This window comes from Frondihabitans australicus, from assembly GCF_003634555.1.
GTDB lineage: Bacteria > Actinomycetota > Actinomycetes > Actinomycetales > Microbacteriaceae > Frondihabitans > Frondihabitans australicus.
Window position 1 is genome coordinate 1,992,520 of the sequence record NZ_RBKS01000001.1, and the last position, 24,765, is coordinate 2,017,284.

At 64.0% G+C, this 24,765-nt stretch carries 29 protein-coding genes and 2 pseudogenes; 16 read left to right on the plus strand and 15 right to left on the minus strand.

The features are described from left to right. Nucleotides 1-66 precede the first annotated feature (66 nt). The 4 genes from C8E83_RS19175 to C8E83_RS09285 all read left to right on the plus strand — a co-directional run bounded on the left by C8E83_RS19175 (nt 67) and on the right by C8E83_RS09285 (nt 2,826). Nucleotides 67-717: a hypothetical protein gene (locus tag C8E83_RS19175; protein ID WP_147430128.1), complete on the plus strand. Its 651-nt coding sequence runs from the start codon at nt 67-69 to the stop codon at nt 715-717. Then, complete coding sequence (locus C8E83_RS09275; RefSeq protein WP_121369608.1) at nt 714-971, plus strand: hypothetical protein; 258 nt, start codon at nt 714-716, stop codon at nt 969-971. Before C8E83_RS19175 ends, C8E83_RS09275 begins: the two co-directional genes overlap by 4 nt. 65 nt (nt 972-1,036) lie before the next feature. Next, a complete protein-coding gene (locus C8E83_RS19465; RefSeq protein ID WP_170159891.1) occupies nt 1,037-1,942 on the plus strand; it encodes a hypothetical protein in 906 nt (301 codons plus the stop codon). Next, nucleotides 1,939-2,826: a metallophosphoesterase family protein gene (locus C8E83_RS09285; RefSeq protein WP_170159892.1), complete on the plus strand. Its 888-nt coding sequence runs from the start codon at nt 1,939-1,941 to the stop codon at nt 2,824-2,826. Before C8E83_RS19465 ends, C8E83_RS09285 begins: the two co-directional genes overlap by 4 nt. Before the next feature lie 325 nt (nt 2,827-3,151). On the opposite strand, the gene C8E83_RS19180 is transcribed toward C8E83_RS09285, so the two are convergent. The 6 genes from C8E83_RS19180 to C8E83_RS09305 form a co-directional block, all read right to left on the minus strand. Then, nucleotides 3,152-4,381, minus strand: coding sequence for a hypothetical protein (locus tag C8E83_RS19180; protein WP_147430129.1), 1,230 nt, complete (start codon nt 4,379-4,381; stop codon nt 3,152-3,154). A 441-nt stretch (nt 4,382-4,822) separates the two neighbouring features. Then, nucleotides 4,823-5,332: a hypothetical protein gene (locus C8E83_RS19185; RefSeq protein WP_147430130.1), complete on the minus strand. Its 510-nt coding sequence runs from the start codon at nt 5,330-5,332 to the stop codon at nt 4,823-4,825. A gap of 68 nt (nt 5,333-5,400) precedes the next feature. Further along, nucleotides 5,401-5,949: a hypothetical protein gene (locus C8E83_RS09290; protein WP_121369613.1), complete on the minus strand. Its 549-nt coding sequence runs from the start codon at nt 5,947-5,949 to the stop codon at nt 5,401-5,403. A 470-nt stretch (nt 5,950-6,419) separates the two neighbouring features. Then, nucleotides 6,420-6,824: a hypothetical protein gene (locus tag C8E83_RS09295; protein WP_121369615.1), complete on the minus strand. Its 405-nt coding sequence runs from the start codon at nt 6,822-6,824 to the stop codon at nt 6,420-6,422. 272 nt (nt 6,825-7,096) lie between these two features. Then, a complete protein-coding gene (locus C8E83_RS09300) occupies nt 7,097-8,407 on the minus strand; it encodes a site-specific integrase (protein ID WP_121369616.1) in 1,311 nt (436 codons plus the stop codon). Beyond that, nucleotides 8,404-8,649, minus strand: coding sequence for a helix-turn-helix transcriptional regulator (locus C8E83_RS09305; RefSeq protein WP_121369618.1), 246 nt, complete (start codon nt 8,647-8,649; stop codon nt 8,404-8,406). The genes C8E83_RS09300 and C8E83_RS09305 overlap by 4 nt, the downstream gene beginning before the upstream one ends. A 494-nt stretch (nt 8,650-9,143) precedes the next feature. On the opposite strand from C8E83_RS09305, the gene C8E83_RS09310 reads away from it, so the two are divergent. From C8E83_RS09310 to C8E83_RS09320, 4 genes are all read left to right on the plus strand, one after another. Further along, nucleotides 9,144-9,356 (plus strand): helix-turn-helix domain-containing protein, encoded by a 213-nt coding sequence (locus C8E83_RS09310; RefSeq protein WP_170159893.1) that lies wholly within the window; start codon nt 9,144-9,146, stop codon nt 9,354-9,356. A gap of 238 nt (nt 9,357-9,594) precedes the next feature. Continuing rightward, nucleotides 9,595-10,134, plus strand: coding sequence for a hypothetical protein (locus C8E83_RS19190; protein WP_147430131.1), 540 nt, complete (start codon nt 9,595-9,597; stop codon nt 10,132-10,134). A gap of 202 nt (nt 10,135-10,336) precedes the next feature. Next, on the plus strand, nt 10,337-10,750 hold the full coding sequence (locus C8E83_RS09315) for a hypothetical protein (RefSeq protein WP_121369622.1): 414 nt from the start codon (nt 10,337-10,339) through the stop codon (nt 10,748-10,750). Next, a complete protein-coding gene (locus tag C8E83_RS09320) occupies nt 10,747-12,288 on the plus strand; it encodes a relaxase/mobilization nuclease domain-containing protein (RefSeq protein ID WP_121369624.1) in 1,542 nt (513 codons plus the stop codon). Before C8E83_RS09315 ends, C8E83_RS09320 begins: the two co-directional genes overlap by 4 nt. A gap of 73 nt (nt 12,289-12,361) precedes the next feature. On the opposite strand, the gene C8E83_RS09325 is transcribed toward C8E83_RS09320, so the two are convergent. Both C8E83_RS09325 and C8E83_RS19195 read right to left on the minus strand, forming a co-directional pair. Beyond that, on the minus strand, nt 12,362-12,745 hold the full coding sequence (locus C8E83_RS09325) for a hypothetical protein (RefSeq protein WP_121369626.1): 384 nt from the start codon (nt 12,743-12,745) through the stop codon (nt 12,362-12,364). Between the two features lie 82 nt (nt 12,746-12,827). Further along, entirely contained in the window at nt 12,828-13,049 is a 222-nt protein-coding gene (locus tag C8E83_RS19195; protein WP_147430132.1) for a hypothetical protein, read from the minus strand. Nucleotides 13,050-13,599: 550 nt separating this feature from the next. Here C8E83_RS19195 and C8E83_RS09330 point away from each other — a divergent pair. Genes C8E83_RS09330 through C8E83_RS09355 form a run of 6 tightly spaced genes read left to right on the plus strand, consistent with a single transcriptional unit; the run spans nt 13,600 to nt 15,662 of the window. Continuing rightward, nucleotides 13,600-13,965 (plus strand): MerR family transcriptional regulator, encoded by a 366-nt coding sequence (locus C8E83_RS09330; RefSeq protein ID WP_121369628.1) that lies wholly within the window; start codon nt 13,600-13,602, stop codon nt 13,963-13,965. 8 nt (nt 13,966-13,973) lie between these two features. Continuing rightward, nucleotides 13,974-14,222: a hypothetical protein gene (locus C8E83_RS19200; protein ID WP_147430133.1), complete on the plus strand. Its 249-nt coding sequence runs from the start codon at nt 13,974-13,976 to the stop codon at nt 14,220-14,222. Next, complete coding sequence (locus C8E83_RS09340) at nt 14,215-14,652, plus strand: hypothetical protein (RefSeq protein WP_147430134.1); 438 nt, start codon at nt 14,215-14,217, stop codon at nt 14,650-14,652. The genes C8E83_RS19200 and C8E83_RS09340 overlap by 8 nt, the downstream gene beginning before the upstream one ends. Then, nucleotides 14,645-15,088, plus strand: coding sequence for a hypothetical protein (locus tag C8E83_RS09345; RefSeq protein ID WP_121369634.1), 444 nt, complete (start codon nt 14,645-14,647; stop codon nt 15,086-15,088). The genes C8E83_RS09340 and C8E83_RS09345 overlap by 8 nt, the downstream gene beginning before the upstream one ends. After that, nucleotides 15,085-15,423 (plus strand): hypothetical protein, encoded by a 339-nt coding sequence (locus C8E83_RS09350; RefSeq protein WP_121369636.1) that lies wholly within the window; start codon nt 15,085-15,087, stop codon nt 15,421-15,423. Before C8E83_RS09345 ends, C8E83_RS09350 begins: the two co-directional genes overlap by 4 nt. Further along, the gene (locus C8E83_RS09355) at nt 15,423-15,662 is read left to right on the plus strand and encodes a hypothetical protein (RefSeq protein ID WP_121369638.1); all 240 of its coding nucleotides are present in this window, start codon (nt 15,423-15,425) and stop codon (nt 15,660-15,662) included. Before C8E83_RS09350 ends, C8E83_RS09355 begins: the two co-directional genes overlap by 1 nt. Before the next feature lie 583 nt (nt 15,663-16,245). Here the strand turns inward: C8E83_RS09355 and C8E83_RS19205 are convergent. The 7 genes and pseudogenes from C8E83_RS19205 to C8E83_RS09390 form a co-directional block, all read right to left on the minus strand. Next, on the minus strand, nt 16,246-16,617 hold the full coding sequence (locus tag C8E83_RS19205) for a hypothetical protein (protein WP_147430135.1): 372 nt from the start codon (nt 16,615-16,617) through the stop codon (nt 16,246-16,248). A gap of 560 nt (nt 16,618-17,177) precedes the next feature. Continuing rightward, the gene (locus C8E83_RS09365) at nt 17,178-17,897 is read right to left on the minus strand and encodes an aspartate/glutamate racemase family protein (protein ID WP_342768915.1); all 720 of its coding nucleotides are present in this window, start codon (nt 17,895-17,897) and stop codon (nt 17,178-17,180) included. Beyond that, nucleotides 17,894-18,940 carry an ornithine cyclodeaminase family protein gene (locus C8E83_RS09370; RefSeq protein WP_121369642.1) on the minus strand — a complete coding sequence of 349 codons (1,047 nt, stop codon included), beginning with the start codon at nt 18,938-18,940 and terminating at the stop codon, nt 17,894-17,896. Before C8E83_RS09370 ends, C8E83_RS09365 begins: the two co-directional genes overlap by 4 nt. Continuing rightward, nucleotides 18,937-19,836 (minus strand): ABC transporter substrate-binding protein, encoded by a 900-nt coding sequence (locus tag C8E83_RS09375; RefSeq protein ID WP_121369644.1) that lies wholly within the window; start codon nt 19,834-19,836, stop codon nt 18,937-18,939. Before C8E83_RS09375 ends, C8E83_RS09370 begins: the two co-directional genes overlap by 4 nt. Before the next feature lie 76 nt (nt 19,837-19,912). Then, nucleotides 19,913-21,358 carry an MFS transporter gene (locus tag C8E83_RS09380; RefSeq protein ID WP_245981557.1) on the minus strand — a complete coding sequence of 482 codons (1,446 nt, stop codon included), beginning with the start codon at nt 21,356-21,358 and terminating at the stop codon, nt 19,913-19,915. Nucleotides 21,359-21,567: 209 nt separating this feature from the next. Then, nucleotides 21,568-22,185 (minus strand): GntR family transcriptional regulator, encoded by a 618-nt coding sequence (locus C8E83_RS09385; RefSeq protein WP_170159894.1) that lies wholly within the window; start codon nt 22,183-22,185, stop codon nt 21,568-21,570. A gap of 722 nt (nt 22,186-22,907) precedes the next feature. Beyond that, nucleotides 22,908-23,195: pseudogene (locus C8E83_RS09390) on the minus strand (integrase core domain-containing protein); the annotation flags it as partial. 55 nt (nt 23,196-23,250) lie between these two features. Between C8E83_RS09390 and C8E83_RS19755 the strand changes: the two are divergent. Both C8E83_RS19755 and C8E83_RS09400 read left to right on the plus strand, forming a co-directional pair. Next, nucleotides 23,251-23,541 (plus strand): annotated as a pseudogene (locus C8E83_RS19755) (integrase core domain-containing protein); the annotation flags it as partial. A 669-nt stretch (nt 23,542-24,210) separates the two neighbouring features. After that, nucleotides 24,211-24,723: a helix-turn-helix transcriptional regulator gene (locus C8E83_RS09400; protein ID WP_211331681.1), complete on the plus strand. Its 513-nt coding sequence runs from the start codon at nt 24,211-24,213 to the stop codon at nt 24,721-24,723. The last annotated feature ends 42 nt before the right edge of the window (nt 24,724-24,765 follow it).

A 24,765-nucleotide genomic window follows, 5' to 3' on the forward strand; every position in this document is an offset into this window, starting at 1 on the left:
CAAAAGGCCTGATAAGAGGCCGGTTAGCAGGTTGCGGACCGGGCCCTCGCCCGGGATCCTTAGAGAATGAACGACATCACTCAAGGCCCGCCAAGCCAGACGAACAACGATTCCTTCACCGCCGTTCGTCGCCTTGCCGCCGCAGTGTCTCGACTCGATGCTGACAGCGCTTGGCTCGTCGACGCTCTCACAGAGCACCTCGAGTCGATGCGGCCTGTCGACCGGAGCGTCTCTCGCGCCGAGCGCCGCGCTCTCCTCGTCGCTGCAGGAGCACTAACTCCCGAAGACTTTGACGAGGCTCAACGAAGAGTCGAACGAGGTGATCTTCACCTTCGTATGGCCGAGACGTGGCTCGATGCGGCGTGCGCGACGGCATCGCTCGACAGTACGAAGGGTTTCCTCGCGATCAATGACGATGAACTGGTGCGCCGCGTCGATCGCGGCGAGCTCGTGGCAGTTGAGCTGGCTGGTCGGCTCCGGTTCCCGACCTGGCAATTCGACGCCGCGAACCGTCCGAGCAAGGTCCTCAAGGGCCTGCCGGACGTCATCGCCGCTCTCACCATGAACGGAGACGGCTGGCGGAGTGACGCGGCATTCATGAAGAGCCCGAAGCGTTCACTCCGACGCGAAGGAGCTACTGCACCCGTCGAGTGGCTGCGTCACGGAGGCGACGTCGCGGCAGTCATCTCGTCAATCGAAAGCTCCGGAGCATTATGACGACGCGGTACGGCCATGATGCCATCGGGCCCTACCCGCCGGGATCGATCGAGTTCGAGGCGACGCTCGGCGAAGAGACTGCGCGACGCCTCGCGAACCGGCTCGCGAGAGAGCCGGGCAGCACCATCAAGCCGTGGTCCGACATGAGCCAGGACGAGCGAAGCGAATCCGTTCAAGCGGTGCTCATCGTGCGGTACGCGCTCGCCGAAGCATGGCCCCACGTTGTCGCGAGGACCAGGCACACCCGGGGCTGAACTCAAGACAGCACGCCGACTCCGATACACCAATCCGCAACCCGCCCACAAGCTTCTGGAGCGACTTGAACATCTCCACCCTCATCAACCTCACGCTCATGCCGGAACGCCGCGCTCGCGAGCTCCTCGAGATGAACCGACTCTCGCTGACTCCCACCGCAGACCAGGCACGACTAGAAGGCGCGATCATCGATCGATTTCCCTCACTCGCCTCCGGCCACACGCCCGGCAGCGTCGAACGGGCGATCGAGTACATCGAACCGTACGAGCGACTACTCGTCGTCCACCCGGGTCCCGACCTGAACATCAGGAGTCTTGCCTGGCACGTCGTCCCGTCCTTCATAGATGGCGGACTCGCGAACGGCATCCCTGCCCTGCGTCACGGTCCGGGCAATCGCGGCGTGGTGCTCTATCAGGAGGGCATCGACGCCGCCGTGGTCCTCGCGGGAGTGTCCGAAAGTGATTGGTTGGAGGCGGTTCAGAGCTTCGCGGACCCCGACGACGACGTCCAGTACGTGTCGGGCGGACAAGTGACTCCCGAGGAAGCGGCAGCGATTTCCGCGGACCGGGCCCACGAAACGCCGTACGGAAGCATCCTCGCCCGGCGAATCGGAGCCCTCTACGCGCTCCCCCACGTCGGCATCGAGCTGTACTTCAGGACACCAGGACGCGTGCTCGAGATCACGCAACAGGAGCGCGATGCACACGCGACTCGATACTTCATAAACACCCTTGAGCGTGCCGGCCTCGAACTCATCGACGACGAGTCCAACGCCGATCACCTCACGTTTCTGCCGCGCACGACGGCAACAGGATGGCTGCACCGAAGGGCGAAGCGCACGGGTCGCATTCGAACCAAGGACGACGCGCCCCTGCTTGTTCGCTTGTCGCACCGGCCCGTTTCATTCCCCGATGTGCGGACAAGTCCCATCAAGGCGCCCGGCGACAGCCACCCGCAACTCACGGCGTGAAGCCTGACCGGCACGTGCTCGTCGACGACCGCATCGGCCTCCTCGGCGACCCGCACGCAGACTTCCAATGGACGAAACTTGCCATCCGCAACCTCGACCGAGCCGGCATCCGACAGATTCACGTCCTCGGCGACTTCGGCTTCCTCTCCAACGGCAACCCCTACGAACGCGAGCGACTCAGGCAACTCAACAACGCGCTCCTCGCCCGCAACCAGTACGTGTTCATCACCGGCGGGAACCACGAGGGCTACCCCACCTTGCACCGGATGCGCCAACCAGACGCTCACGGCTACCGGCGCCTCGAACGTCGGATCATCTGGCTGCCCCGAGGATGGCGCGGACGAACAGAGTCGGGGAGCGTCCTGGGGAGCCTGGGCGGCGCGAACAGCATCAATGGAGGCAGCCGCAAGTCCATCGGCGGCCACATCGGCGAGTGGCACGCCGAGGAACAGATCACAGAAGAAGACCTCAGCGCTCTCGGGACCGAGCGCGTCGACGTGCTTCTCGGCCACGATGCTCCGATCACGGCTGCCCTCGACCGACACATCGCGAAGAATCGGCACTTCTGGACCGAGAAGGGGTTTGCTTACGCCCGGGCGGGGCAGGCCATGTTCCACCGAGGCGTGGAACAAGTGCGACCGAAGCTCGTCGTCTCGGGGCACTACCACCGGCACCTCGACACGACGGGGTTACTACAACCTGCTGGCCAAGAACCGTTCGGGATACGGAGCGTGATCCTCGATCGCAATCGCACCGCCCGCAGCGTCGGAATCCTTCAACCCGACTCGCTCACCCTCGACGTGCCGGAGAAGCTCAGCCCGGGGCTGCGACGGGAGCGCGACGCGGCGACGCGATGGAAGCGGCGACGGCGTTTAGCTTCATGAGCTCACCGAGGGTGGGACAGAGCGCCGAATACACGAACGTGCACAAACTCGTCGCAGAGTTCGTGCACTGAACCCGAAGCGCCGTTTGGCCCGACATTGCAACGATGCGGGCCGAGGCCGCTTCGACCTCGTGCACAACCTCGCGACGTCAACACAAGACTTCGATGCACCCGCGCGCGGCATGATTTCGCACATCCGGGCAAAGGAGTGCACCTTCATGCACATTCTCCCGAGAGATCCGGAGGGCACTTAAGTTATAGAGCCTGCAGTACGCGGTACTGCGGTACGCACCCGACGGCTAATGAACCGTCCCTGGGACCGTCATCTAGACCCGGTCGAGAACCCACGCCCAGCTTTCGAGATGCACGTATAGACCTTCCGCCCGCCGTGCGACTGCCCGCGGCAGGGCGAGGTCTGGCAAAAGTTGTGAATAGTCGCGAAAGTCTTGTCGCAGTCGCATAGACGCTTCACCAGTCGCCAGAGGGGTCCACTCCGCGATTTCGGCAGAACGAACTCGCACGGAGTGACGCATGAGCTCGTGATAGTCGAGAGCCATCGGCGATCGGCCCTTGCAATCCGGGCAGAGGCATTCGACTAGTTCGGGCGCTTGGTCCCAGATCGCGCCAGCGATGTCAACACCGATATACCGATGGAGTCGAGGAACGTAGAAGCGAGCGGGCGGTGCCCCGGAGGTCGGAAGCTCGATGTAGTCGCGTTGCTCTCCGTATCCAACGCCGTGAGATGACCCTTCGAGGCCATACCGATGTAGCAGAACGGAGAAGAATCCTCCATACAGAGCAAAGATGCGCTGTCCGCGCGTGGATGCGGCGTGGATCGCCCGCCCGTAGGTCAGGAGCTCTCCTCGACCCGCCGTCGAGGCATCGAGCTCGTCGAGATGGGACACCCAACCGGCGAGTTCGTGCTCAGGCGTAACTCGGAGTAGCTGATCCCAAGCGGCAGCTGACTCACCCGCAATCACACGACGCAACCGCAAATCATTTGGTCCTGCGGCGAGACGAACGGATGCCTCCCATATGCGGTCCCCCACCGTCCGCCACGGATCCTCAAGGCCGTCGACCATCAAATAAGGCGGCATGATCCACGCAGGTGCCTGGGCGTCTTCGATCTTGATGTCGTCGTCCGGCAGTCGTTTGGCGTATTTGTCAAACACCTTCATGCGGACATCTTCGAAGTCCACATTGAACCGCAGCCAACCCTCTGCGACTTTGGCGACAAGGGCTTCATCGAAGTCAGCCGGGCGAAGCTCCCGTGAGCCGCTCTCGCTCACGTACTGATCCAGCCCCAACACCTGCGCGAGCAGGAAATGAGACTTCTTCCAAGCAAACCCACTGTTTTGAAACAAGGGAAACCGCGAGTCGATGGCATAAGGCTCATTCGATCGCGCAGAAAGGGAAAGAACGAATCCCTTTGTACCCTCGGCCTGGAATGCCGCAATTGTCCCGGGCACAATCAATCCATCGAAATATCCAGTGAGACTGCGAGCAGTCTCCTGGTCCGTAGAACCGTAGCTCAGAAAATGCCGGAACTTAGCCATGCCTGCGCACCCGCTCTCGCATTTTCTCGGTCACGCGGCGACGCGGGATCGAACTAGGACAAGGCGCAGCGGGCTGGCAGACGATAGCAAACGAAGCGTCAGTCCGCACGAGAACACCAACTCCACAACGGGACGCTTCTTCGAGATTTCGGCGCCGGGGCATTGCGTCAAGCACTATCCAAGAACGATCGTATAGCCGCGTGTTGTAGAACGCTTGTTCCAACGCTCGACCAAAACTGCCTAGCTTGAGCTCGAACGCCGATAACGTTCCTGATCGTGTCAGAATTGAGACGTCGACTCGACGCCCGTTTATAGCTAGCTCTTCGATGACGACACTGTCATCCCGGACCCAACGTCGCCCCGAGAGCCAGTCGAGGAGAGGTTGGAGAAGAACCCTTTCTCCAGAGTCGGTTGCAGCAGGAAGCGGCGAAATGATTCGTGTCACGGGGCCACTCCCGCGCTCGATGTCTCTACAGCTTTCTGGATCGAGCTTTCGAGCCAAGCGAACGTGAGCACGCCAACGACACACGCTAGGAAGACGAGGACGGCCGCACCTGCCACAATTCCCCAAAGAACCTTAAGGTCAAAAGACAAGAAGTATAAAGCCGTTGCAGCCACGACCAAGGCCGTGAATGTAAAGGCACCGTTCCGGATCCAGGAGCAAACAGCCAGCATGCGGTGGAACCGCGCCTCGATTACGCTCCTCATTCGAAGGATGGCCACACCCTTCTTCGCCGACTGCCCGAGTGCTCCCGGATCTTGGAACGCGGTTGCAGGGTCGAACGGGGCCGTCGACGTCGGATATAGGCGATCGATATCATCCCGCAACTTCTGAAAAGTCTCTCTCGCGCGCTCCTCCAGTCCGGCGTATGCGATGTCGACTCGCGACCGTAGTCGCTGGTCGGTGTTGCTTCGAAGACTGATTGAAGCCCACACGGCGACGACGCTCACAAATGCCACACCTCCTCCGAGACCGAGTCCCCACTCCGGGCTCGGGGAACTTCCCCCAAAGATCCCCATCATGAATCGTGGCCCAGAATCTCCTCGCGGATCAGCGACTTGGTCGTGAATTCCTCGTACCTCTGATACACGTACCTAACAAGTTGGCGGAGCGGCAGCGTCGCGAATCGCGATTTGAATGACTTGAGCTCCTTCAACGCGTCCGGCTTCATCTCATTTTCCAGAGCGGCGAAGTATCGCCAACCGCGCTCGGTGAGTTCAAAATCTCGAGTGGTGTACGGGTAGTTCTGGTCGGGTGCCTTCCCGAGCACTTCTCGCTCTTCCCACGTGTCCATGTCATCGGGTGCGAACTTGGCGGAGTCCTTGACAATGCCGGCGGCCGCGAGAGTCTCGACCGCGTCGTAGACCTTCCGAGAGAAGGGCCCAAAGTTGTAAGCCACGAAGCCGGCGTCCTCGTCGAGCCAATCCCGGCTATGCGTTTCCTTTTCAAGGAGAAAGATGAGCTTCTCCAAGCGAGTGACACCTTGGATCCGCGCCTTGCCGCCGGGCTCTACTCCCGCTCCCAGCAAGAGGACGATGGCGTCGTCGATCTCGATTGGATTCGTCATGGCCCGCTCCAGCTACGTTCAAGCTTTCTCTAGATCCTATCTGGAGCCGACGACGTCGTAGATTGATCAAGCCCGCGGCTCGTACAGATCGTTACCCGAGGGACACGTCCGCCGGCCGTCTGGGCGCGCTTCGCGAAGACTGGGCCGCTCTAGCTTCGGAGCCGCCGCGACGCAGGGTCGACATCCACGCACACCTGGTGGGCTCATCGTTTTGCCGGCTCGCCAGGAACATCGCAGGGATGCTGCAGACTGGGGTGCCGCCGGCCACCTCGCGACGCGTGCACCATGACGAGCTGCTCGCACCCCGGCGCAGGTGCACGCAGATGCTCCGTTACCGCCTGGTTACTGGCGCGCGCCTCCCGAGCAACGAGAAGAGCCCTGGATCCCCGTCAATACGGGGACCCAGGGCTCTTCATCATGGCGGTACCGGTGGGATTTGAACCCATTGCAACTCTCGCTACACGGCTTGCTCATCCCACGAAGTCATGGAGATCTGCCCGCCAGAACAGGATCGGAACCGTCAAAGTTTCGACATAGATGCGGTCGCGCGCATCGCCCAACCGATGTTCCAGTCCGAACCGCAAAGCGAACTCTGCTGCGAGCGGTCGAATCTCTTTTGCGTCGGCATAGGGCGACAAGATGGCAAGAACGGGCTGCCTCGCGCCGCGGCCTCGCGGCCTGAACCGCTTCGTATGGTCGAAGAGCCGCGAGTACAGATCGCCGTCTCGGAGCATCTCCTCATCCTGGAGGTCCTTCGAGATCAGTCCGGCAATGCCGTAGGGGTTGCTGAACTGCCCGTCCCAGATGAGGCCCTCGCGGGCGGCGATCTCGTTGACATTCGTGTACATCCTGTTGTTCTCGTTGAACTTGGGCATCGTTTTCTCCTGTTGCTTGGACTAGATCAATTCGTCTTGTCGCGCATCTGGACTGTTCATCTGGATCCCCACACGGAGGGATTTTGTCTTCTTTGGACTGCGGTCCGGCATGAGGTGGCGCGGCCCCTCGCATCCGGGACGCGACCAGTTGGTAATTCACGGGAGGCCCTGAATTCCCTGCTGTGTCGGAATCCAGGGCATCCCGCGCGATCGAGTTAGCGGCGCACCGTCGCTGCTGGTGGTTGGGCCTCCTACGCCTGGTCGCCGCCTGGCTACGAGCCCTCGCCGCTGTCGTCCGCCTCCTCTTCGTCGGCCCGTCGCTGAGCACGCCGACGTGCTGCGTCGAGCATCGCCGTCGTGTCGGAGATGTCCGTGTAAGCGGTCCTGTTGACCGCGACGTCGTGACCAAAATAAGCCGACCGAATGGCCTCGGGCACGTCGGCGACGAGGAGGGTGTTGAGGGTCGCGCGCCAGACGTGCGTCCGGGCCGTGGTCAGCAGCGGGATCTCGAGCTCGGCGGCGAGCTCGAGGTACAGCTTGTTTGCGGCCTTCTGGCAGTTGTCGCGGTTCCACTTCTTCGTCGAGTCGGTCGGTGCACCGATGACGAAGTCAGTCAAAGGCACTCCGCTGGTCTGCCGATCCAGGATGCGGTCGGCGACCCTCTCATCGAGGATGGGCACCGTGCGCTCGCGGTGCGTTTTGGACACGTCCTCCGTGACGGTCACGCGAACGGTGTCATCTGCGGAGGACTTGACGTCGCCCCAGGTGAGCGAGTTGGCCTCGGTGACTCGCAGACCGGTGGCGGCCTGCAGCAACGTCAGGTCGACGATGTTACGGCGCTTGGCGATCAAGTCCTCGAGGGTCCAGCGACCCTGGACAGGCTTGATCAGCCCCACGCTCGGGTCGATCTCCAGCATGTAGTCGAGCGCCCAGCGGTACTCCTCCTCCGTGAGCGCACGCCCGCCACGACGGCGCTTCGGCTTGCTGCCCGAGAGGTCAATTGACATGCCCTTGAGCGGGTTGCCGGTCATCACCTCGTCGCGGTTGAGTTCCTGGATCACGTACTTCGAGAGCACAGAGCGGGCCTGGTGAGCAGTTTCAGACCCGTGCAGTTCAGCGATCTCCTTGAGGCAAGCCTCCAGGGCCCTGAACCTCGTGCCGGAGGCGATGGTGTGGCCGGCGAATGAGAAGGCATGGTCATGCGCCTCGCACTTGCCGAGGAGGAGATCCAGCACCGCGAAGTACCGTGCCTTGCTGTTCGGTCGCAGTCGCGATCTTTCGATTGCGGGCCGAGAGACGTCCTCGATGTAGCCCTTGAGATCCGCGGTCGGCTTCCAGGGTCCCTCATTGGAATTGAGGAGCTGCGCTGCGGTGACCTTCGCGCGCCTTCGCGCCTCGGAGACGGAGGCTGCTTGCGTGCGGCGGTTCACGATCCTGCCATCGAGCAGGCGAACCGACCAGTCGATGACGAACGCGTTGTCACGCTCGCGCGCCTTGACTCGGTCGATGGAGTGTTCGCCCGGCTCCAGTCGCGTGCGTGCGGCACGAACGGCCTTGCCGCGGGTTTCCGCTCCGGCGCTCAAGCGGCCACTGTCCCGACGACGCGGGCGGCGAGGAACGCGTCGAGGTCGGCTACGCGGTAGACCACGCGCGAGCCAGCCTTGCCGAGACGAACGTAGCCGGGTCCCTCGCCGAGCACGCGCCAGTTGGCGAGCGTCTTGCGCGAGACACCGATATAGGACGCAGCCGCATCGGTCTGAAGGGCACTCGGCCTCAGGTCGGTCGGTGCCGGCAGGCTCGTAGTGGTTATCTTGCGTGTGGTCATGATTGTTCCTCGAAAGTGTGTTCACTTTCGAGGGACCGGGTCCGCCGAACCTATTACCGGTTACTGGGGCGGTCGTGCACCGGCGGTGCGTGTCCACTCGTCGAGGAAAACAGGCCTGTCGTCCTGCAGTCTCTGACCCTTACCTTTTCGGGCTGAGACGAAAGTAACACGGAATCCCGGTCATTCCCGGACGCACTTTGCGCAGTGCTGGGAAGGCCCGCGAACACCACGAGGAACGATTCTGCAGCGGTCCGGGCGGTGGTCGGGACGGGACAGGCAGAGACACATGACCCCCGTTCTGGGCATGGTGAGCCATTGAGAGTCATGCGTATCGTAGGCGGCTCACAAAGAGATCGCTTCCTAAAACGACTCAAGGAAGCACGGGTCACCGTCGATCCACACATCGGACAGCACGTCGTGCGAAACCGGAATCTCAGCCTGAGATGGTTGACCGGGGGTCCCTTGCCATCGCCACTGCGACGCAAGGAACAACCATGCCCAGAATCGATCATTGCTCCGCTCCCGCGCCGGACCCGCTGCGCGCCTGTTCACTCACCGAGGTCGCGGAACGCCTCTGCGTCAGCCTGAAGACCGTGCGACGCATGGTCGACTCCGGCGACCTCAAGGCCTTCCGGCCCCACAAGTCCGGTCGCACGATCAGGGTGAGCGAAGCCGCTTTGCGCGACTTCTTCGACGCCGCCAGCTGATGCTTCACCTGACACCCACGCCAGGGCCTCCGCCGTGCCTGAGCATGCTCTTCACAGCTCTGAGTCTTGTGCTTTCAACGCGAAGTCTTCACGCCGCCGATGATCGCCCAGGTACGGAACTGCGTCCGCCGCTGCCGAAGCCGCGGCAGTCAGGCAAACGCCCTCGCTCTCGTTGCGAGCCGGTCTCAAACACGACGGATTTCGATGCGGCTCACGCCGCAGAACGGACGCACGCAGCATGACGACGGAACTTGAGAAAACACTCGCGGCGATCAAGCGGGAGGCGAGCGCAAAGGAAAAGCGCGTCCGCGACGCCATAAAGAAAGAGCAGACCACTGTCGACCTTCGTGTCGCAGGGATTCTTCGCGAGGTAGCACCGGACCTTTATGCGAGCTACTCGGAACAGGCCCGTGCCAACATGCGCGCTGAGACCGAGGCGCGGTCTGCGCGGGCCCGCACGAGCAAAACCGTGCGAATCAAGAGCGACGCTCCTGGTGCAACGGCTTCCACGCAGCACGTCACCACGGCGTCGAGAACGGACTCCGATTCCGTCGATGCCTCAGCCGCTCAGGAACACAGCGACGGGTGGGATATCCCCACTCCTGCCTTGCCGTGTCGACAGGAATCCGACGTCAGTGAACCTGGGCCGACCGCGCGTGGGGACGAAGCTCACGGGCCGAAGACGCCTTCGACGACAACTGACCTCGATCCCTTCGAACTGGCGCGCGCGGCCACGGGAATCGACGGCGCCGCATTCGACCCGGGATTCAGCCTGTGAGCGCCCGCCCCGCGGACACGGCTGCCGTGGGCGAGCTCCTTTTGGGAACAACCGCCGGCGTCGAGAAGAAACGTTGCCTTCGAGTCACCTCGACGTCGACGGGTCGAGCCAGCGCGGCCAGTGATCGGCGCGTCGGACAGTTCGTCTGCTTGCGTGAACTGGATCCAGATACTTCGGTTGCTGCGCGTACGGAGCAGGCGTCGTGAACGGGAAGGCGACGCGTCAGAGCGCTCCCCCGTCGCGACCGAAGAAGCTCGACATGCGGCTCACGGTCCAGGAGTACTCGCTGCTCGAGCGTGGCGCGCACCGTCGCGGTCTCACGGTGTCGGCATTCACGCGCGCGGTCGCGGTCGACGCGGCGAACACGTTCGAGGGCCGGCCTCCTGCTCCCGAGACGGCTCCCGTGGCGGCTGTGCCGCCACTCACCGACGAGCAGGCGGCCGTCATCGCAGCCCTTCGCGTCGAGGTGATGCGGGCGGGCATCGAGGTGCGCGATGTCGCACGCCGCGCGCACACGGACGGTGTTGACCTGGGCGAACTGGGCTCCGCGATCGATGCTCTCGGGGTGTGGATGCGTGAGGTCGTCGCACTGCTGGGTGGACGGTCGCAGCCGTGAGCGTGACCGACGTCAAGCCCGACTACGACCTCAAGGCCAGCACCGACTACCTCGTGCTGGGGAAGGACGCCAAGCGGAAGACGCACCTCGCCGACGGCACGAACCGCCTCGTGCCTGGCTTCTACTGCGACGCACCCGACATCGCGTCGTTCGTCGCGCTCGGCGACGAGCTGGCGACGCGGCACGGTCGGAAGATCAAGGCGCAGAGCTACGTGCTGTCGTTCTCGCCCCAGGAGCTCTCCGTCGACAACGACGCCGACCTCCAGCGGGTTGGGGATGTGGCGTTCCTGCTGGCGAAGAAGATGCACCCGCATTCCCCCTGCCTGATCGTCGTCCACGCCGATGGCAAGGGCCATGCTCCTCACGCTCACGTGAAGGTCCTCAATCACAACATGGTCACCGGAAAGGCGCTCACCGACCATCGGATGCACTGGCAGGTCAAGCAGGCCAACGACGAACTCATGCGTGAAGTCCGGCACGATGTCCTGGACGTCCAGCCGAAGTTTGCAGCGCCGGAGTGGTCGAGGCAGCGATCTGAGATGACACCGTTCGAGGTCGAGCTCGGTGACCGCGTTGCGGCGGCTCGCGACGAAGCCGGCAATGCAACGCACGCGGAGGGTCTCTTCGAACCGGAAGCGTTCATGACGGCGTTCGAGGTCGCGTGTCAGCAGCGGGGCGTTCGAGTGGAAGTCAGCGAGCACAGGATCCGACACGGCGGCCGTGGCAGTCGACTGGCCGGCGACTCGGTTACGGGCTTCACGTTTGCGATGCGCGACGAGTCCATGCCGGTGCCACGGTGGAAACGGCGCAAGGCTTCGTCGCTATCTCAGGACTTCACGCGCGACAGGTTGCTCCTTCTGCTCCTTGACGAGAAGCGACTGTCTTCTTTGCAAGAAGACAAGCGAGCGATCCCGACGGTCCGCGTGGCTGCGGTTGACAGGTCCGAGTGGGAACTCGAGGCTGCAGCAGAGGAGACACCCACCGCCGCAGCGACCGTTCTCTCGAAGGCCCTCCCGGAGACGCCCGTCGCACCCTCGTTCGCAGACCGCATGAGGGCGGCACTCGACGAGGCCGACCTCGTCGCACAGACACGCAGTGCAGAGGCGATCAGTGAATACCTTTCGGCCAAGCCTGCACGGGTCTCCGAAGCCAACGCGGAGCTGCAGCCTTCGACGACGACGGTGGACGAGCCCGAAGTCGCGGAGCCGCATCAGCAGGGCCCTCAACCCGTTCTGGCCGCAGTCCCCGAACCGTGGGGCGATTCGGGCAGCCACTTAGATGTCGCCCCGCCCATCGGAAGCGAGAGCGTCGTGGCGCCCGTCTCGCTGGTGGGCGATGAGGCCTCGGCTGACGTCGACGAGAGCCAGCTTGCAGATTCACGGGCCGTGGATGACTCGTCGGGACCCTCAGATCGGATCGCCCCTGCGCTGGCCACGGCCGACCACGCCCGGCAGCGGCGCCTGGCCAGGATCCGGGCCGAACTCGCCGCCGACGATGCGGACCGCGATGCGACGCACGACGGGCCTTCACTGACCTAGTCGTGCGGTCTTGGGTCGGGCGACAGGACAGCGCCCGGCCCAAGACCCGACCGGCCCTGGCAGGGTGACGAAGTCACGATAGCCGGACGGACCCGGCCTGAGAAGCGAACAGCAGGGCTTCCTCGAAGCGGTCGGTCCGTAGCGCTTGGGCAGGTGTGAGCCCATCAAGATCGTCCTCGGGAGCATTCAGCCAGAGGGCGTCACCCCACCCGTGACTCGGAGACGAATTCAGACAGTTCAGCGCTTCTCGCAGATGTGGCAGTGGAGTGCCGTCGGAGCCGAATTGAAACGCTGGGTAGACGACCATTCCGTCTCCCGTGATGAGCCGGAGCACGCCTTGGATCTTGACCAGCGACTCGAGATCGTTGGCGCTCATCCTCAAGAGACGGAGAACGCCGGCAGTGTCATAGAACGGGCCGACGTACTCGTCCCAGGACCCCAAGTCCTCATCGGTCATGTCAGTTCCTCGCTCAAGCACGGGTAACCGAGTTCGAGCGGAGACGTTGCCGCCGTCGGCTCCGGCACCGAGAGTTCCTCGCTCACGATTCACGTGCGGCTTCCGATCGAACAGACGACGCGATGCCGTCGAGCCGGAGAACCTCCTGAAAGTCCCTGAAGGGGATGATCGCCGCTTCGGGCACACCACTGCGCCCAAAGATCAGCGGCGTGGCGTCCCCCTTGCGGAACCGAGCCAGCGCAGCGCCAAGTTCCGAGCGAGCCTCCGACAGGCCCAAGATCGGTCGCTTCGAAGGTGAAGACACGAGCCGACGGTAGCCGGTGCTGCAGGGTTCGACCAAGCCTCGATCCGCGACTCTTTTTCGTCTGAAACTATAGATTTTTACAACTCTCAAATTTCCGTGCTCAATATTTCATCATTCTGCTCGTTTACGAGTAAAAAGAATGCCGGTCTTGTAAAATCCTGGCCAAGATCGCGATTTTGTTCTTCTAAACCACGGAATCGCGCAGCTTTTTTGGCGCCGCTTTTGCTTGGCAACGCGTGACATTTAATGCAACACTGCTCGGCATGACTTCTGAGAGTGATGAATCAAGGCCGAACGCGCATGCCGCGAGACCGTCGGACGACTCGGTGCGTCGGCTCGTTGAGTCAATAGAGCGTTTGGACGCGGACGGGCCTTGGATCGTGGATGCCGTGACGGAGAAGGTTCTGGCCGTGCCGCCCGTCGTTCGCAAAAGCCTGAGTGACGAGCAAAAACAGGCCTTGATCGATTCGGGTGCCTTCACCGAGGAGCAGTTAGCTGACGGCGATGCCGCAGTGGCCGCCGGCGGTCTAGAGATCATGATGCTTCGTTCGTGGCTGAGAGCGTGTGCGGGACGATGTCGGTCGACGAGATGAGCGGCTACCTCGGAGTCGACGACGAAGAACTTCGCCGCATGGTGGAGGAAGGACAGTTGCCGGCCGTGGTAATCGCGGACAGGATCCGGTTCCCGTCGTGGCAGTGCAACATCGGCTCGTACGTCAAGCTCCTCCCCGGTCTTCCGGAGGTCATAGCAGCCCTCACCGAAGATGAGGCGGGATGGCAGATCGACGCGGGATTCATGAGTGTCCCGAAAGCGTCACTGTTCGCAGAAGGACGACAGACGCCTGTTGAGTGGCTCCGCGATGGGCACTCACCAGAACGCGTCGTCGAGCTGATCCGAGATCGCGACCTGTGGTGAATCCCTCCATGCCCGAGACGCCCATCCAGACGTGGCGCGCGAATCGCAGCCCCGAATACCTGGCTGCGGTTTACGACACGGCGAAACGCGTGAACGACATGCAGTCACACCACGGACAGGGCCGGGCACTCGGATGGGAGGCTCTGCCAAACGCCGAGCAGGAGAACCTGGCCGAGTGGATCGAACTGGTCCTCACGCTCCATCAAGGATTCCTCGCCGAACGGGAACTGAAGATCCAGGGCGGACGAGATGACTGAAGCGTCGTCCGCGACTCCGATCTGGTCGCGGGGGCTGCCTACGCTGCCGACGGCCGAGTGGGTGAGCGCGTTCGACGACCTCACCGGCGACGAGAACGGTCACGCATGGGCACTCTCGGCCGCGACTTTCATCGACGGATTCACCCGCCGGCAACTCCAAGGTCCGACGTTCAGCGAGATGTTCCGCCACCTTCTCCACGAGCATGACGGGCTGCCTGCGGAATTTCCGCCCGGGATGCGCAGCCGCGACCGTGTCGTCCTCAAGGAAGGGTTCAGGCACCACGTCGCGCTCGCATGGCGACGGACGGGACTGATCAGCTGGACCCGTTTCGAATACCGGAGCTTGCGAGTCGGCCCTACCTTCCGTCGACGCTCCCGGATGCGACCGCTGTCGCATCAACTCGACGTCGGGAGGCACCCGGATGCCTGAAGCCACCAAATGCGGTAGCCACGAATGGTGGATCGACGGCGCGACGCCACCGCCCGCATCCTGGGCCTACGTCGTCGAAGAACTCACCCACCCTGACCACGTCCGAGAATGGGGCATCGCGGTCGGCGCGTTCGTCGCCCGATACCGGCGCCTGTACACGCTCGGCCCGACGTTCCGCGAGATGTTCCAGGAACTCCTGCCCGACACAGGAGGCCTGCCCGGCGACTTCCCCGATGAACTCGAACCTGACCAGCGGGCGGAGGCCGCAAGCCGGTTCCGCATGCACGTCGCGAACGTCTGGCGGCACGAGGGCATGATCGGCTGGCGCGACGGCCACGCGCACACTCTCCGCACCGGCACCCAGTTCCGTGCCCAGGTCGCGGCGAGGAAGGCGGCGATACGCGCCACGGTCGTCAGGAATATCGAGACGGCATGAGCTTCACCGTGTCCTCGATCGACGACATGCCGGCGTTCAGGACCCGGCTGCGGTGGCACCGGGAAACCCTCGCGCATGCACCGGCCGCCGGCACGCAACTTCTCCGGCAAAGGATCTGGCTCGGCACACCCCACGACGACTCCCCCGGCACCTTCGACCCCAACCTCGGCCAGCAGCTCGCCGTCTGGTGCACCTACGGCGCGCCCGACGACTTCGGCCAAACCGTCGTCATGAGACTCTGGGCAAAGCTCACCCTCGGCCCGCTCGCCGAGCCAGGAACCCGAGTGGAGCTCTACGACAAAGAACGATCCCTCGCTCTTGGACACATCATCTGATGTGGAACCCGACGCCTGACGATCCGGCCGCCGAAGTCGAGCGTCGCATCGGCCTGATCGGGGTGCTTGACGCCAACGTCCCGTGGCTTCTCGAGACCGCGGATTTCCCCTTCAACCACGACATCCGTCAGATTTACGTCCTGGGCGATTTGGAGATGGCGCACGACGGTGACGTGGCCCGCATTCAGTCGTTCCTCGAGTCGCGCGACGGCTTTTGTTCTTCACAGGAGCCGGTCTAGCTGCAGCGGGTGTTACTGCACCCCGGCTGTCAGTCGGTCGGGTTGGACTTCGACAGTCGACCGACAGGCTAGCCTGGTTGCCCCGCGGCTGGCACGGTAGGACGGCGGCAGGAAGAATTCTTGCCAGCTTTGGTGATTCCCAGGTTGGCAAGGGGGCTCGGAGCTCAGGTGACACCGTCTGCAAGGACGGAGGTTCCCGACCACGGGCAACGATCGACCGGGACGCCCTCGAGGTACTCGGATCGCAACCAGTTGAGGTCCTCCTTGCACACGATCCTCTACTCGCGGCGGGACGCATTTTCGCTTGCGCACAAGATGACACTCCAGGCTCTGATGACGAATTGCCGGACGCTCCGCTGACTCGCCTTGCGCTTGAACTCGCCGTAGAGCGAGTTCAACCGGCCATCGTCGTAACTAACGGTCATGCGGACTTCCACGACAACGTCGAGACTTTAATGACTGGTTTCCGGTACGCATACAACGTCCGAAGCGTCTTGCTCGCTAGCCACGGTCGACCACGTTCCTCGGCCATCCTCGAATCAGACAGCCAGTACCTGCAGATCATCGTCAAGCCGGGCACGCATCATCCACGCGACGAGGCTTCACCAGGCTGCTGGGTTATGACACTGCGTCGCTGGAATTCCTCGATGAGTCCCGGCAGCTCGGCCGACGTCGCGATAACCCGGTGTGGCTGGCCGTTGCGTGCCGGCGCGATGACCTTGCAGTGCTCGAGCCGGGTCAGCAGATGGTCTGCGACGGCCGGCGCGACGTAGAGATGCCTACCCAGCGATGCCTGAGTCGCGACTCGGGTCGCCACCACGTGGCGAGCCGCCTCGATGATCAGTGCAGTGTCGACGCTGCGCTGAACCGACTCGTGCGTCCCATGCTCACGTGACCCACGCGACTTACGCCCGCCCCCGGGCAGGAAATCGCGCAGTCGAATTCGCTTCCCCATGCTTGCACGGTACGTCTCGCCAGCGCGCAGACGCGAGTCCCGGTTCGGGCGGCACCCATTCGGGACGGCCGTGCGGCACGGCGGTCGTCGATACCCCGATCAAGACATCTCGGCTCACCACAGAATCGCCTCCACGAATGCCATGCAGGGCTGCAATCGGGAGCTCTGAGGGCAGCTTGAGGTGGGGTGGACTCCGGCAGCAGGAAGTCGCGCACGGACGAATGCGATAGCGCATAACCCAGTTAAAATACCGGCCAACTCGCAGAGCAGACGGCCCGGCCTCAACACTGGGGGGAGCGGAGGCCGGCCCGCAGCAGAAGCTTAGGGCCAAACGCCTTGTCCGCGCCTTGCGATTACCCCGAGAAGTTTGCCAGCTCGCCCCCGAGACGCGCATCGCGCGCTTTGCCGAAACCGAGACGCGACAAACGAGACCACAAAATACCTCTCACTCAACGCGCGACCGCTGGCGTGGCTGCGACTTCACTCCCCTAAGAAAGCTCGAACAAACAGCTTCGCCGATTGATGAGAAACGACACGTGCGTCCAAGGAAGAGGGAACCCTCACGCGAACGTCGGCCAGCTGCGCCGCTTGGGCAGGGGCGCGGCGAATGAGTCGATCTTGCTCGTCGTGAGCCCTTGGCGAATCAGAGCCTCGACCATCGCAGTCGCCGCGGCGACGCCGTCGACGACCGGCACGGGGAGTCGATCGCGGACGTGCTCCTCGAGCCCTGCCATGCCGGCGCATCCGAGGCAGATGACCTCGGCTCCCGCGGCGATGGCGCGCTGTCCGGCCGCGACGAAGGCCTCCGCGGTGGCGAAAGGGTCGTCGTCGAGCTCGAGCACACCGAGTCCGGTGTCGATGATCGCGGCGCATCGATCGATGAGCCCGGCGGTCGTGAGACTGTCCTCGATCTGCCCGACGGCTCTCCGCACGGTGGTGACGACCCCATACCGACGGCCGAGGGGCATGGCGAAGTGGGCCGCTGCTTCGGTGATGTCGATCACCGGAACCGACAGGATCTCGCGGGCGCCCTCGCGGCCGTGTTCGCCGAACCCGGCCATGACGACGCCGTCGACCGTTCCGTCCAGCCCCTCGAGCGTTTGGAGCACTGCGGCGGCGCTGAGGAAGCTGTCGTACCAGCCTTCGGCCGATGCGACGCCCCACGACGGCGTCACCGGCACGATCTCGACGTCCGGGCCGACGACGAGGCGCGCTCGGGCTGCCGCGGTCTCGGTCATCGACGCGGTGGTGTTGCAGTTGACGACGGCGATGCGGATCACGACGACATCACCCCGAGCAGCGATGACGCAGGATGCTCGACACCGGTCAGCAGGTCGGCTGCCGAGAGGCGGTGCTCGGCCCCGAGGCCACCCTGGCGGGCGAGCTCGATGACGACAGCGGCGACTGCCAGATCCTGCGCCGCGATGCCGGTGGAGTCGAACACTGTGATGTCGGAGGACGACGTGCGACCGATCGCTGTTCCCGCGACGACCTCGCCCAGTTCGGCCGGCGCGACGTCGGCGGCGAGGGCGCCGTCGGCGATCGCCTGCACGAGGTCGCCGGACTTCGAGAACGCCGTGGGGCGGCTGTCGACGACGAGCGTGCCGCGAGCCATCGCGGCTCCGTCGAGCTCGCGGTGTGTGGCGCGGGGCCGGGCGCCCACCGCGTTGACGTGCTGGCCGTCGTGCAGCCACTCGCCCAGCACGACCGGATCGACGGACGGGGTGAGGGTGCAGAGCACGTCGGCCTCGTGGGCGACCTCCTTCGGCGACGATGCGATGACGCAGGCACCGGGCAGCTGGGAGCCGAGTTCCCGCAGGAAGCGGTCGACGGTGTCGCTCGAACGCGACCAGACGACGACGCGGTCGAACGGGGTCGCCGCTGCGAAGGCGCGCACGTGCTCGACGGCGAGGTTGCCCGCGCCGATGAGGCCGAGGGTGTGTCCGCCGGGATTCGCGAGATGAGTCGTCGCCACGACCGACGTGGCGGCCGTCCTCGCGCGGGTGATGCCGCCGCCGTCGAGGACGGCGAGACATTCGCCCGTCCGTGACGACGACACGACGAGCGTCGAACGCTGGCTCGGCAGTCCTCTCGAGGCGTTGGAGGGGATGTCGGCCATGAGCTTCACCGCCACGAGTCCGAGCCGATCCGACCGGGCGGTCATCGGCAGGAAGACGCCGTCGTCGCCGCCGGTCATCGCGGCGGGCGCGAGCTGCTCCATAGCGCCGGTGCCGAGGTCGCGGTGGATCGCCTCGACGGCGGCGACCACGTCGACCAGGGGGAGGAGGCGCGCGATGTCGGCGGCGCCGAGGACGAGGGTCACGCGGAGACGCTGACCGGCTGCTCGCCGAGGAGCTCTTCGAGCGACGGCTGGTGGGTGGTGAGGCCGACCTCGTGCAGGATCCGCATCCAGCGATCCGATGCGTCGCGGTCGATGGTCGCCGAGCCCCACACGTTGCCGGCGATCATCTCGGCGATGGCTTCGCGCAGCAGGCCGTGGTCTTTCGTCGGCCAGCGCTCGGCGAGCACGGCGTCGATCTCCGCGTCGACCGAGCCGGAGGTGATCGCGACCATGGCTTCCGCGATGCCATCCATGAACCGCTCGACGCGGTCGCCGAGATCGGCGACCCGGTGCGACTCGGTGTAGTAGACGCTGTTGGGCATGAGGCCGGCGCTCAGGTGACGGAACACGATGGTGCCGAAGCCGTCAGCGACGACCTCGTTGGCGCTGACGAGGTCGAGCACGATCGCGTCGCCGGTGCCGGCTTTGTAGAGCTCGATCATCATCGACGTCGAGAGGTCACGCATCCACGAGGTGTCGGCGGGGCTGAGCCCGGCTTCGCGGATGAGGCCAGCGGTGAATTCGTAGGGGGCGCTGCCGCCGGCGCCGGGCGAGAGCACGACCTTGCCGGCGAGCTGGTCGAGGGTGATCGGGGACGTCTCCGTGCGCGACACGATCGCCATCGGGAAGGCGTGGTTCAGCTGCCCGACGACCGACAGTTTGCGGGGTGCTCCGGCGTAGAGGGCGGGAACCCACAGGCCGCCGAGGGCGAGATCGGCCTCACCCGACTCGATGTCGTCCAGCACGCCGGTCCACGGGTCGCAGGCTTTGGCCGTCACGGCGAGGCCGCGGTCGGTGAAGATGCTGCCGACGGTCGCGACGTACTCGGGCAGGTAGTTCAGGCCGTTGGCGGTGGCCGAGATCTTCAGGGTGTCCATGTGTTCCTCCGTATCGAATGCGGGCCGAAGCCCTGTGGTGCGGGCGGGGCCGGAGTGTCCGGCCCCGCCGTGGTGTTCAGTGGGTGGCCGTGGTCAGCTCGTTCTCGTTGACCTGCTCGAGAGTGCGGCCGCGGGCCTCGGGGGCGAAGCGCGAGGCGATCACGAGGATCGCGTACATCACGGCGGCGAGGCCGAAGACTCCCGCGAAGGCGAACGCTCCGAAGAGGGCGACAGCGAGGTACGGCATGACCGCGCCGGCGATGTTGCCGATGCCGTTGACGATGGAGGCGCCTGAGGCGCGGATCGCCGTAGGGTAGACCTCGGCCGTCCAGGCGGCCAGTGTCGTGTTGGTCACCATGGTGAAGAACTGGAACAGGGCGCCGAGCACCAGGATCATGCCGGTGCTGTTGCCGAATCCGGCGAATGCGAGCGCGGTGAGGCAGCCCAGGATCCCGGCGGTGGTAACGGTCACGCGACGCCCGACGCTGTTGGCGATGAGGGCGGCCAGGGTGCAGCCGAGCAGCGAGCCGATGTTCATGATCATCGTGTAGAGCAGGCTCTGCGAGACGGTGTAGCCGCGCTCGACCAGCAGCGTCGGCATCAGGAAGTTCAGCGTCACCTGCGCACCGAACGCCATCCACGAGGCGATGCCGATCGAGATCGTGCGGCGCAGAACGCTCTTGTGGAAGACGGCGGCGGGTGACGAGTGCAGGGCCACGGGCGGGAGGTCGGCCTCGGTGAGCTCGATCGGCGACTTCACGTCGGCGGCCGGGCGAAGCGACGACGAGGCCAGGATCGCCAGCGAGCGGTTCGCCTCGGCGACGCGCCCCTTCGAGAGCAGCCACCGGGGCGTCTCGGGCAGCCGGCGGCGGTAGAAGACCACGATCAGAGCCGGCAGAGCCAGGAGCACGAACGTCCAGCGCCACACGACGTGGTCGCCACCCAGCGGCACGGCCAACGGGCCGAGCAGGAGCAGGAACAGCCCGTACGAGATGAAGTTGCCGATGCCGCCGGCTCCCACGTTGATCGTGGCGATGAGGCCGCCGCGGAACTTGGTCGCGACCATCTCCGAGAGCATCGCGATGCCGATCATGAACTCGCCGCCGACGCCGACACCGACGATGAAGCGGCTCACGAGCAGCACGTCGTAGTTGAAGGCGAGAGCGCTCAGGATGCCGCCGAGCGTGTAGACGAGCAGGTTCAGGCTCAGCGAGAAGCGTCGGCCGTAGCGGTCGGCCAGCCAGCCGGCCAGGAAACGGCCGACGAGACCACCGATCACGGTGGCCGTGTTGATCGTGGTCAGCTGCACGTCGCCGATCTGCAGGGACGCCTTGATGTTGGTCGCCATGGCGCCGACCGAGTTCTGCTCGAGAGTGTCGAAGAACTCGCCTGCGAGGATCAGCATGAGGACGGCGAACTGTGCGCGCGTGAACCCGATCGAGTCGAGGGCGGTCGCGACGCCGTTGCGGGGCGTCGCGGCGGGGGAAGTCGTGGGTGCGGTGGAGCTGGTTACAGCAGTCATGAGTAACTCCAGCGGAAAAGAGGTGTGACGGTCGCACCCGATCGTCCTGATCAGTATGCACCGCGGGGACACTCTTTTGTATACGACCTGGTGTTTCTGGCGGGTTACAGGCTCAATACGCTTTGTTTCGGGGCCCGAAATTCCCCGATTTCCGGGCATTTCTCGAAAGATGTGTCGCGTGGGGCTCAGGGTCGTATACGAGAATCGGACTACGAGGAGAGTGCCTGACCCGCCCGAAGCGACTCCTCGTCCTTGCTCAGGTGCTCGTCCATGAAGACGGAAGCCTGCACCTCCGAGCCGCGGAGGATCGCCGCAGCGATAGCGGCGTGGTCCTCGAGGCTGGCGCTGAGCGCATCCTGGGTCTGCCGCTCGAAAGCCCAGGCGGTCTGTTGGATGACCCGCTCGATCATGGATTCAAGTTGGCGGTTTCCGGAGGCGCCGGCCACGAGGTGATGGAACTCGATGAGGGGTTCGACCGGGGGCTTCGACTCGCGAGCCAGCTCGACGACCACTTTGAGGTCGGCGGACGACTCGCCGCCACGACGCTTGGCCGCCAGACGAGCGGCCAGGCCCTCGAGCTGCCGGCGGATCTGCATCAGCTCGATGACCGACTCGGCCGACGCTTCGGCGACGGTCACGCCCCGGTACTTCTCGGCCAGGGCGAAGCCCTCCGACTCGAGCTGCCGCAGGGCTTCCCGCACGGGAACCCTCGACACGCCGAAACGGGCGGCAATGACGTCCTCTTTGAGACGCGTTCCACCCAGCAGCTCCCCCGACACGATCTCGGCGCGCAGCGTGCGAAGAATTGCGGCGGTTTTCGATTCCACGCGTCGATGGTAGCGATCAGCCCGCGCGGCTTCGCGCACCGCGCTACGGGCCGCTTCGGCCCTGGCGCCTCTTCTCGATCCTGGCCGTGCTGGTGAAAGACTCGCTACCCTCAACGCAACGACGGCCGACCGCACCCAGGCATCGGCCGGGAAACGTGAGGGAGAGGACATGTCAACTCCTGTGTTCCCGGCGTTCTCGCTGAGCCGTGCGGGGCAGAGACTTGGTAGGCGCGGGCGGTCTCATTCGAGCGGCGTCTCCTCACCACGTCACGTGCCGACTCTGCAGACGGCTGATCGATCCCACGATAGCGAATACCGATGGCCCGACCAGGCACGCCCGACGGGGAACGTCACGAAACGATTGACCCGCCGAAGGCGCGCCCCGACGCGGATCTCATGTCGGGGCGCGCTGCCGGGGTCAGCACGTGACCCCACCAGCCCGGATCAGAGGGCTAAAGAGATTCGCCGCGTCTCGTCGACATGCCGGGTTACCACCCCGACAACAAGATTGTACGTCCAAAACGAAAATGGTGGTCTCTCAGCACGAAGAATGTCGATCCCCGCCAAACGCACCGCCATCAAATCCGCGCGATCCGCGCTGGCGCACACGACCGGCGAAAACTCCCGTCTCCTGACACCTACTTGAGCCAGATGGGAATGCTGTCGATTTAGTTGACTCGTTGACGTGCCCTACAGCTCGGTTACCCGTTCCGGTCTGAAGATCAGGCGGTGATTAGGGTTTTGTCGAAGCAAAGCTCGTGCTCGATCGGGTTGATGTATCCGAGTTTCGAGTGGCGTCGCTGGCGTTTGTAAGAGATCTCGATGTACTCGAAGATGGCGTTCGCGAGATCGATTCGGGTGCGACATTTCTTCCGGTTCAGCAGCTCGCTCGGCATGCTCGACCAGATGGACTCCATCATCGAATTGTCGTAGCAGTGGCCGACGGTGCCGAAGGAGGGCATTAGTCCGGATTCGCGAATCTTGTTGGTGAAGGCCCACGAGGTGAACTGGGCGAGTTCAACTGGTCGATGCAACAACGCGGTGTTGCATCGACCAGTTGAACTCGCCCAATTTCGGTCAAGGAAGTTCGTTGAGCAGCTGAAAGACTTCGGGATCGCCGGTTCGATGGGCAGGGTCGGCGCATGCGCCGACGACGCCGCGATGGAGTCGTTCTTCTCGCTCTTGCAGAAGAACGTCCTGAACCGTCAACGGTGGCGTTCAAGGTAGGAACTGCGACTCGCCATCGTGTCCTGGATCGAGCGGACCTACCACCGCAGAAGACGACAACGACGACTCGGCAGGCTCACCCCGATCGAGTTCGAGATAATCAACTCACAGGCCGCTCACGCGGCCTGAAAACCCCAAACAAGAAGAGTCAACTAAATCGTCAGCAGTCCCGAGCGACATTCTTTCTATGGGGCCCTGCGGCTGGCCGCGAACCCACTTTTGCCGGTCGACCACAAGACAATCTCCGTGTTGGCCTTGTTAGGACGACGTTAGATCTAACGGACGGCTCGTGACGGTCAGGGAGCGGCTCTCATGCCCTCGGTGCGCCGGGTGCCTCGCCGATCGATAGTGTCGCTCTGAATTAGAAGCGAGGTGCATGAGGTGTTAGTCGATTCTGCTCGTCAAACAAGAGATGTTGGCGAGGCCGAGGAAGCCATCGGCCGCATCTACAGCAAGGTCCGATTCCGATCCACGGCTGAGCCCTTCCAATACCGCCAGCGGATCCAGGGAGACGACCGAGCAGCCATCGGTAGATTCAGTGTCACCTCCCCCACAGATCTGACCATCGATGTTGATGGCCTATTCGCCGTTGGAATCTGTTCGGGTGGCAATTACCAGGCGACCTGCCACGGGGTTCCCGTTGACGTGCGGCAGCCTTTTCTCTTAGAGCCTGGGACTGCACGATCGGTGTCGGATCACCATCGGTTGACCATCGTCAACTTGGCCCTTCCCGCTCTGACTTCCTTTTGGGGAGACGATACCGGTGGTTGTGCGCTCCGTGTTGGTTCGGCGGCGCCCGTGAGCCGCGAGATGGGTCGACATTGGAAGAAGGCGGTTGAACACACGCTCGGAGTGTTCTCCACCCCGGAGTTGCTCGACAACGTCCTGATACGCCGGGCATCCACCGACTTGCTGTTCGCTACGGCGATCGCCGCCTTCGGCATCGAGAGCATCAGCACGCGTCCCAGCCTGCACGACGGTCTGTCTCTGCCAAGCGCTGTCCGGCGCGCGATGCGCTACATGGACGACAACGCCCACAACCCCATTGGGGTGGAAGAGATTGCCGAGGCAGCTCGTCTGAGTGTCCGAGGGCTCCAAGGCGCCTTCCGCCGCGCTGCTGGCATTACCCCCCTGGAATACCTACGAACGGTTCGTCTCGCCCAAGCGCACCACGAACTCCGGGCGGCAGACCCTCGAACCACGACGGTGACTGACGTCGCTCACCGCTGGGGCTTTTCGAACGTCACACGGTTCAGCAACCTCTACCGAGGCACCTACGCAGAATCACCCCGAGATGCCCTGACAAAATAGGGAACCGCCTCACGATCCGGACCCAATCTGCGTGGCTGCGCG

What these genes read in the sequence shown, in the direction of transcription:
- C8E83_RS19175 (WP_147430128.1), top strand. Translation starts at nt 67, where the DNA reads ATGAACGACATCACTCAAGGCCCGCCAAGCCAGACGAACAACGATTCC.
- C8E83_RS09275 (WP_121369608.1), top strand. Translation starts at nt 714, where the DNA reads ATGACGACGCGGTACGGCCATGATGCCATCGGGCCCTACCCGCCGGGA.
- C8E83_RS19180 (WP_147430129.1), bottom strand. Translation starts at nt 4,381, where the DNA reads ATGGCTAAGTTCCGGCATTTTCTGAGCTACGGTTCTACGGACCAGGAG.
- C8E83_RS09290 (WP_121369613.1), bottom strand. Translation starts at nt 5,949, where the DNA reads ATGACGAATCCAATCGAGATCGACGACGCCATCGTCCTCTTGCTGGGA.
- C8E83_RS09295 (WP_121369615.1), bottom strand. Translation starts at nt 6,824, where the DNA reads ATGCCCAAGTTCAACGAGAACAACAGGATGTACACGAATGTCAACGAG.
- C8E83_RS09305 (WP_121369618.1), bottom strand. Translation starts at nt 8,649, where the DNA reads ATGACCACACGCAAGATAACCACTACGAGCCTGCCGGCACCGACCGAC.
- C8E83_RS09310 (WP_170159893.1), top strand. Translation starts at nt 9,144, where the DNA reads ATGCCCAGAATCGATCATTGCTCCGCTCCCGCGCCGGACCCGCTGCGC.
- C8E83_RS19190 (WP_147430131.1), top strand. Translation starts at nt 9,595, where the DNA reads ATGACGACGGAACTTGAGAAAACACTCGCGGCGATCAAGCGGGAGGCG.
- C8E83_RS09325 (WP_121369626.1), bottom strand. Translation starts at nt 12,745, where the DNA reads ATGACCGATGAGGACTTGGGGTCCTGGGACGAGTACGTCGGCCCGTTC.
- C8E83_RS19200 (WP_147430133.1), top strand. Translation starts at nt 13,974, where the DNA reads ATGCCCGAGACGCCCATCCAGACGTGGCGCGCGAATCGCAGCCCCGAA.
- C8E83_RS09340 (WP_147430134.1), top strand. Translation starts at nt 14,215, where the DNA reads ATGACTGAAGCGTCGTCCGCGACTCCGATCTGGTCGCGGGGGCTGCCT.
- C8E83_RS09345 (WP_121369634.1), top strand. Translation starts at nt 14,645, where the DNA reads ATGCCTGAAGCCACCAAATGCGGTAGCCACGAATGGTGGATCGACGGC.
- C8E83_RS09350 (WP_121369636.1), top strand. Translation starts at nt 15,085, where the DNA reads ATGAGCTTCACCGTGTCCTCGATCGACGACATGCCGGCGTTCAGGACC.
- C8E83_RS09355 (WP_121369638.1), top strand. Translation starts at nt 15,423, where the DNA reads ATGTGGAACCCGACGCCTGACGATCCGGCCGCCGAAGTCGAGCGTCGC.
- C8E83_RS19205 (WP_147430135.1), bottom strand. Translation starts at nt 16,617, where the DNA reads ATGGGGAAGCGAATTCGACTGCGCGATTTCCTGCCCGGGGGCGGGCGT.
- C8E83_RS09375 (WP_121369644.1), bottom strand. Translation starts at nt 19,836, where the DNA reads ATGGACACCCTGAAGATCTCGGCCACCGCCAACGGCCTGAACTACCTG.
- C8E83_RS09380 (WP_245981557.1), bottom strand. Translation starts at nt 21,358, where the DNA reads ATGACTGCTGTAACCAGCTCCACCGCACCCACGACTTCCCCCGCCGCG.